Origin of the sequence: Caballeronia sp. ATUFL_F1_KS4A, from assembly GCF_023630905.1 — a bacterium.
Classification (GTDB): domain Bacteria; phylum Pseudomonadota; class Gammaproteobacteria; order Burkholderiales; family Burkholderiaceae; genus Caballeronia; species Caballeronia zhejiangensis.
The window spans coordinates 91,518-97,526 of record NZ_JALQEB010000026.1 but is presented as its reverse complement, the minus strand read 5'-3'; the positions used below and the strand labels follow the sequence as shown (position 1 = coordinate 97,526).

Genomic DNA, 6,009 nt, shown 5'->3' with positions numbered 1-6,009 from the left:
ACAACTTAGGTAGACGTTTTAACGACCCGAGGATTGCATCGCGCAATCGCTTGGCATTCCGAATCGGGACAATTTAGCCGGGGATTGTGACCTAATATTCCGTCGCTCGGAGCGACGTCATTGTCATTTAGGAATGGTCCGAAGACGCTTGCGGCACTGATCGGAGGTGGGCCCGCTCGACATGGAAACTGCACCCAGCCTTTAGCATGTCCAGGTTAAAGCAGCGATCGCAGCGATCGCAGTGACGCGCACCCAAACTGCAATTCTGCACGTTGCTCGTGCTCGCAGAGGCGGTGCGGAGTGGGAGGTCATGACACAACTGGTTGCGCGCATCGGGCTCGACCGCCCGAGCTTCGGTCAAACGATGATCGTTAACGTCCGCTGATGGGCAATCGTCGCGCGTATCGAATATTTGAGAAAACTAAGCCCGATTCTGCATCAACAGCAGCGTCTCCCCGTCCTGCACGACGTTCCCCAGTTGATTCAGCACGCGCAGCTTCAGCGTCGCGATTCCTCGGTCGATGCGCTTCGTCACCCGCTTACCGACGACTTCGATTTCGACCTGAATGCGATCGCCGATATGAAGCGGCGCCCGAAACGACCAGTTCCATCCCAACGTCGCCAGCGCGCTCATGCGCACCGGTGAGCGCGTCTTCAGACCATCGGTGAGCGCGAGGCCGAGCAGTCCGTGCGCGATCCGGCCGGGAAATCCCGCCTGCTGCGCGGCCACATCGTCGAGATGGATGTCGTACATATCGCCCGATACACCCGCGTAATTGACGATATGCGCTTCCGTCAACGTCATGCCCGACGTGACGAAATGATCGCCTATCTCGAGGTCGTTCAGGTCATACATGCCAGGCGCGAGCAAACGCCCGCGCTGTACGGCGGCTTCTTCGTTCTGTAATTGGGTCATGTCTTCCATCTGTCCTTGTAATGTGCCTTCAAGAAAGTCGGCGTTCAAAGTCCGAGCGTCTGCATGACGAGCCGCATTCGCTGAACCGCGAGATCGGGATTGCGCAGCAGGCCGGCCTTATCGGCGAGACGGAACACGTCCGCGAGATAAACCGGCGGACGTGCGCCGTGGTGACCGCCGAGCATGAAGAAATGCGGCTGAAATCCGTTCAGGTAGGCGAGAAAGACGACGCCCGTTTTGTAGTACTGCGTCGGCATGCGAAAGATGTGGCGCGAGAGCGCCACCGTCGGCGCGAAAACCCGCTCGTATCGCGCGAGATCGCCTGCAGCGAGCGCCGCGAGCGCCTGCGATGCAGCCGGCGCGATCGCATCGAAGATGCCGAGCAACGCGTGCGAGTAACCTTCTTCATCGCCCTTGATGAGCGACGGATAGTTGAAATCGTCGCCCGTATACATCCTGACGCCTTCGGGCAGGCGTCGCCGGAAGGCAATCTCGCGTGCATCGTCGAGCAGGGAAATCTTGATGCCGTCGATCTTGCCAGCGTTCTCCGCGATGACCGTCAGGCACGCGTCGGCTGCTTCGTCGAGATTGTCGCTGCCCCAGTATCCCTTCAACTCCGGATCGAACATGTCGCCGAGCCAGTGAAGGATCACGGGCTTGTCGCACATCGCGAGCACTTCGCCATACACACGCAGATAGTCATCGCGACTTCGCGCCACGCGGGTGAGCGCGCGGCTTGCCATCAGGATCACCCGGCTGCCCGTGCGCTGAATCGCTTCGAGCTGCGTCGCATAGGCGCGGATGACGTCATCGCACGACGTGGCCGACTGCGCGGGAAGATGATCCGTGCCGCATCCCGACGCGATCCGCGCACCGGCCATGTCGCGCGTTTCCTGCATCGTCCGCTCGATGAGCTCGAGCGCCGTGTCCCATGTGAGGCCCATGCCGCGCTGCGCGGTGTCCATCGCCTCCGCGATGCCGAGCCCCTGGCCGATCAGATATCGCCGATATTCGATCGTGCGCGCCCAGTCGAGTGCGGCGGGCTGATTCAGTTCGCCGCTGCGAAGCGGATCGGCCACGACGTGCGCGGCGGAATAGGCGATGCGGTTGAATGTCGATCCCGCCGGCGCGCCGCCGATCGGATCGCCTTTGAGCGTGTAGTTTTCGAACTCGCCGGAAGCGGTCGGAAGAACGATATGCATGGTAGTCAGGTCCGGATAGGCGCGTCGAAAAGGATAGGGAACGCTGCGGGCATGTCGATGCCGAAAAACGTCGCGAACGCCGCGAGCTGCCCGTCGATCATCGGCCGTCCGTTGGTCGCGCGACAGCCGCACTGCCGCGCATGTTTCAGCAGCGGCGTTTCGGCGGGCGTCATGATGATGTCGACGACCTGCATCGCTTCGGAAAATGCGCCAAAGGAAGCCGGCATGCCATCGCCCGGCTTCATGCCGACCGGCGAACAGTTGATGAGCAGATCCATGCCCGCGACATTCGCCGGATCGACATCGACGCGAGCCTCGCAATCCGGATAGAAGCGGTTCAGTCGCGCCGACAACTGCTCGGACAGCTCGCGCTGCGGATCGCTCAGCGCGATGCTCGCCGCGCCCGCTTCGGCCAGCGCGTGCGCGACCGCGGCGCCCGCACCGCCCGCGCCGAGCTGCTTCACGCGCTGGCCGCGAACCTCGAAGCCGAGACGCGTCAGTCCCTGCACGAGGCCTGTGCCGTCGAACATATCGCCGTACCAGGTGCCATCCGGCTGCTGCCGCATCACGTTGATCGCGCCGACGCGCCGCGCCGTGTCCGACATGTCGTCGACCATCGCCATCGCGCGCACCTTGTGCGGCACGGTGACGACCAGGCCATCGAGATTGCCGAGCGCCTGAAGTCCGGCTACGGCCGGCTCGAACACGTTCACGGGCACATCGAACGGCAGGCATGTCGCATTGATGCCGCTTGCGTCGAAGAGCGCGTTCATCAGTTGCGGTGTCTTCACCTGCGTCACCGGACTGCCGACGATGCCGAAGAGGCGCGTCGATCCATCGATTCGAAGAGCTTGCAACTCGCGCTTCACCGCTCGCCCCCCGCTAACGCAGCAAGCCGCGGATGACACGGCCAGCCTTGCGACGCCATCACGGCATCGAGGCCCATCGGTTCGGGACGGAAGAGTCGCTCGTCCATCAGCTTGAGATCGGGCGAGATGACGGGGCGAAAGGCCATGTGCGCGAGCACGTCGCGCTCGAGATCGATGCCCGGCGCGATCTCGATCAGTTCGAGCGCGCCGTCGATGGCGCAAAACACCGCGCGCTCGGTGACGAAGAGTGTCGTCTGCTTGCGCTCCTGCGCGAAAGGTCCGCTGTACGACACCTGCTGCAGCTTCGACACGAACTTGCGATGCGCGCCTTCCTTCAGGATCTGCAGCTTGCCGCCTTCGCAGGACACTTGCAGGTTGCCCGCCGTGAAGGTGCCGCCGAAGACCATCTTGCGCGCGTTCTGGCTGATGTTGATGAACCCGCCCACGCCGATCAGCTTGTTCGCGAAGCGGCTGATATTGACGCTGCCCTGCGCGTCGATCTCGACCGCCGAGAGAAACGCGATATCGATGCCGCCGCCATCGTAGAAATCGAATTGATACGGCATGTCGACGATCGCGCTGTAGTTGCGCGCGGCGCCGGCATCGAGTCCCGCCGCGGGCGCGCCGCCGATCAGCCCTTGCTCGTTCGTCAGCACGATGTGATGCAGCACGTCCTCTTCCGCCGCGACGAGCCCGATGCCCGTGCACACGCCCGAGCCGACGTTGCACACCGCGCCCATGCTCAGTTCCATCGCGAGACGCCGCGCGATGATCTTGCGTTCGTCGAGCGGAAGGCGCGGAAAACCGCCGAGCGGAATACGCATTTCGCCGGTAAACGACGGATCGTAAGCCGTCTGATACGTCACCGGCTGATCCTCCTGAACGACGACCGCGTCGACGAGCATGCCCGGAATCTTCACCGTCTTCGCGGGCAAGGTGCCGCGCTTCGCAAGCCGCTTCACCTGCACGATCACGACACCGCCGTTGCGCTTCGTCGCCTGCGCCATCGAGAGCATGTCCGCGAAAACGGCTTCATGCTCCATCGATATGTTGCCGTCTTCGTCCGCCGTCGTGCCGCGCAGAAAAGCGACATCGACTTCGAACGGCTTGTAGAACAGCCACTCGCGGCCGTCGAGCTCGATCAGGCTGACGAGTTCGTCATCGCTCGGCGCGCCCTGAAGCCCACCGCCATTGCGCGGATCGACGAAGGTATGCAGCCCGACATGACTGACGAGCCCCGGCCGCCCCGCCGCCATCTCGCGCGTGAGCTGCGAGAGCGCGCCCTGCGGCAGTGTCCACGCTTCGACTTCCTTGTTCAGCGCCATCTGCGCGAGCGCCGGCGAATCGACCAGCGTGCCGCATACGACACGCTTGAGCAGCCCCGTATGCGCGAGCCGCGATGCGCCGCGTTCGCCGCGATCGCCGAGGCCGACCGGATGAAACGACGTGATCCGGCGCGGCTCGCCCTGCGCGAGAAAGCGCCGCTCGAGCGCCTCGATCAGCGCTTCCGGCACGGCGTGCCCGCTTCCCGATCCGCCGATCATCAAGGTATCGCCATCCTTCAGCAGGGATGCAGCCTGGTCGGCGGTCAAAATTTGCATGTCATCTACTCCGGTATTGTCTGTGTTTGCGTCGATGCGCGCATCGGCGTCAGATTGCCGAATGCGATTCCTGGAACACGGGCTGATCGTCCCGATGACGCGAGAGGCGTTTGCCGAACAGCGCCGCGATCAGCGTGAGCAGGCAGAAGACGGCGAGGAACACCATCACGTAAGTCGGCTTGCCGCCCGCGTATGCGACGAGCGCGGTCGCGATGAACGGCGTCGGCCCGCCTATCAGCGCGCCGGAAAACTCGCGGCACATCGCGATGCCGGAGAAGCGGTACTGCGTCGGAAACAGATTCGACAGGAACGCGCCCTGTGCGCCGCAGGTGCAGCCCCAGCTGATTCCATAGACCGCGCTCATCGCGATCGTGGCGAGCACGATGTCCTTCGAATCGATGGCGCGGAAGAGCGGCCACACGAGCGCGAGCGCGATCATCGCGCCGGCGGCGAACACGTTGCCGCTGCCGTATTTGTCCGCGAGCATGCCGCCGACGGGCGCGCAGAAAAGCGAGAAGCCCAGCGCGATGATCAGTACGACGAGGCTGTCAGCCTTCGCCATGCCGACCGTGTTGGTCATGTAGCTCAACGCAAAGGTATTGAGCACATAGCTGAGCGCCTGATGGCCGCCCATCGCGAAGAAGCCGCACAGCAACTCGCGACGGCTGTTGCGAAACAGGTCCGCGACGGGCACTTTCTCGGCCTTGGCCTTCGCGCTCGCCTTCTCCATCGCGGCGACGTATTCGGGCGTTTCATCGAGCTTCGAGCGGATGTAGATCGCGACGCCGAACAGCCCGAGCGACAGGATGAACGGCACGCGCCACGCCCACGTGAACAGGATGTCTTCCGGCACGTACGAGATCATCAGGAACGTCGCGATCGCGATCATCACGCCGAAGTTGGTGGCCGCGTTCGGAATCGACGTAAAGAACGCGCGCCGGCTCGGCGGCGTGTATTCGGCGATCAGCGTGATTGCGCCGGCGAGTTCCGCGCCGGCGCCGAAGCCCTGCATCATGCGCAGCAGCACGAGCAGGATCGGCGCGATCACGCCTGCCTGCTGCCACGTCGGCAATATGCCGAGGCCGACGGTCGCCGCGCCCATGATCGTCACGCAGAACACGAGCGCGGGTTTGCGGCCGTATTTGTCGCCGATATGCGAAATGACGATGCCGCCAACCGGCCGGATGATGAAGCCGACCGCGAAGGTCGCGAACGCCGCGAGCGTGCCCGCAAGCGACGACAACTGCGGAAAGAACAGCTTGTTGATGATGAGGCCCGATGCCGCTGCATAGAGCCCATAGTCGTACCATTCGATGATGGTGCCGAGCGTCGACGCGAACACGGCGCGTCGGATGTTCCTGCGGTCTGCGTTCTGCGCATGTGCGACTTGCATGGCGCTGTCTCCTGCTTCTCTTTGGTCT

At 63.4% G+C, this 6,009-nt stretch carries 5 protein-coding genes; all 5 read right to left on the bottom strand.

The window, feature by feature from the left end; genetic code table 11:
* Positions 1-421: 421 nt before the first annotated feature.
* Genes NCS03_RS15170 through NCS03_RS15150 form a run of 5 tightly spaced genes read right to left on the bottom strand, consistent with a single transcriptional unit; the run spans position 422 to position 5,981 of the window.
* Positions 422-916, bottom strand: coding sequence for a MaoC family dehydratase (locus NCS03_RS15170; RefSeq protein ID WP_250529350.1), 495 nt, complete (start codon positions 914-916; stop codon positions 422-424).
* A gap of 44 nt (positions 917-960) precedes the next feature.
* Positions 961-2,118, bottom strand: a complete 1,158-nt coding sequence (locus NCS03_RS15165) for a dihydrodipicolinate synthase family protein (protein WP_250521523.1) — start codon at positions 2,116-2,118, stop codon at positions 961-963.
* A gap of 5 nt (positions 2,119-2,123) precedes the next feature.
* Entirely contained in the window at positions 2,124-2,975 is an 852-nt protein-coding gene (locus NCS03_RS15160) for a shikimate dehydrogenase family protein (RefSeq protein ID WP_144403650.1), read from the bottom strand.
* A gap of 8 nt (positions 2,976-2,983) precedes the next feature.
* Positions 2,984-4,588 carry an acyl CoA:acetate/3-ketoacid CoA transferase gene (locus tag NCS03_RS15155; RefSeq protein ID WP_250521522.1) on the bottom strand — a complete coding sequence of 535 codons (1,605 nt, stop codon included), beginning with the start codon at positions 4,586-4,588 and terminating at the stop codon, positions 2,984-2,986.
* Positions 4,589-4,637: 49 nt separating this feature from the next.
* Positions 4,638-5,981 (bottom strand): MFS transporter, encoded by a 1,344-nt coding sequence (locus NCS03_RS15150; protein ID WP_008353924.1) that lies wholly within the window; start codon positions 5,979-5,981, stop codon positions 4,638-4,640.
* Positions 5,982-6,009: the final 28 nt, after the last annotated feature.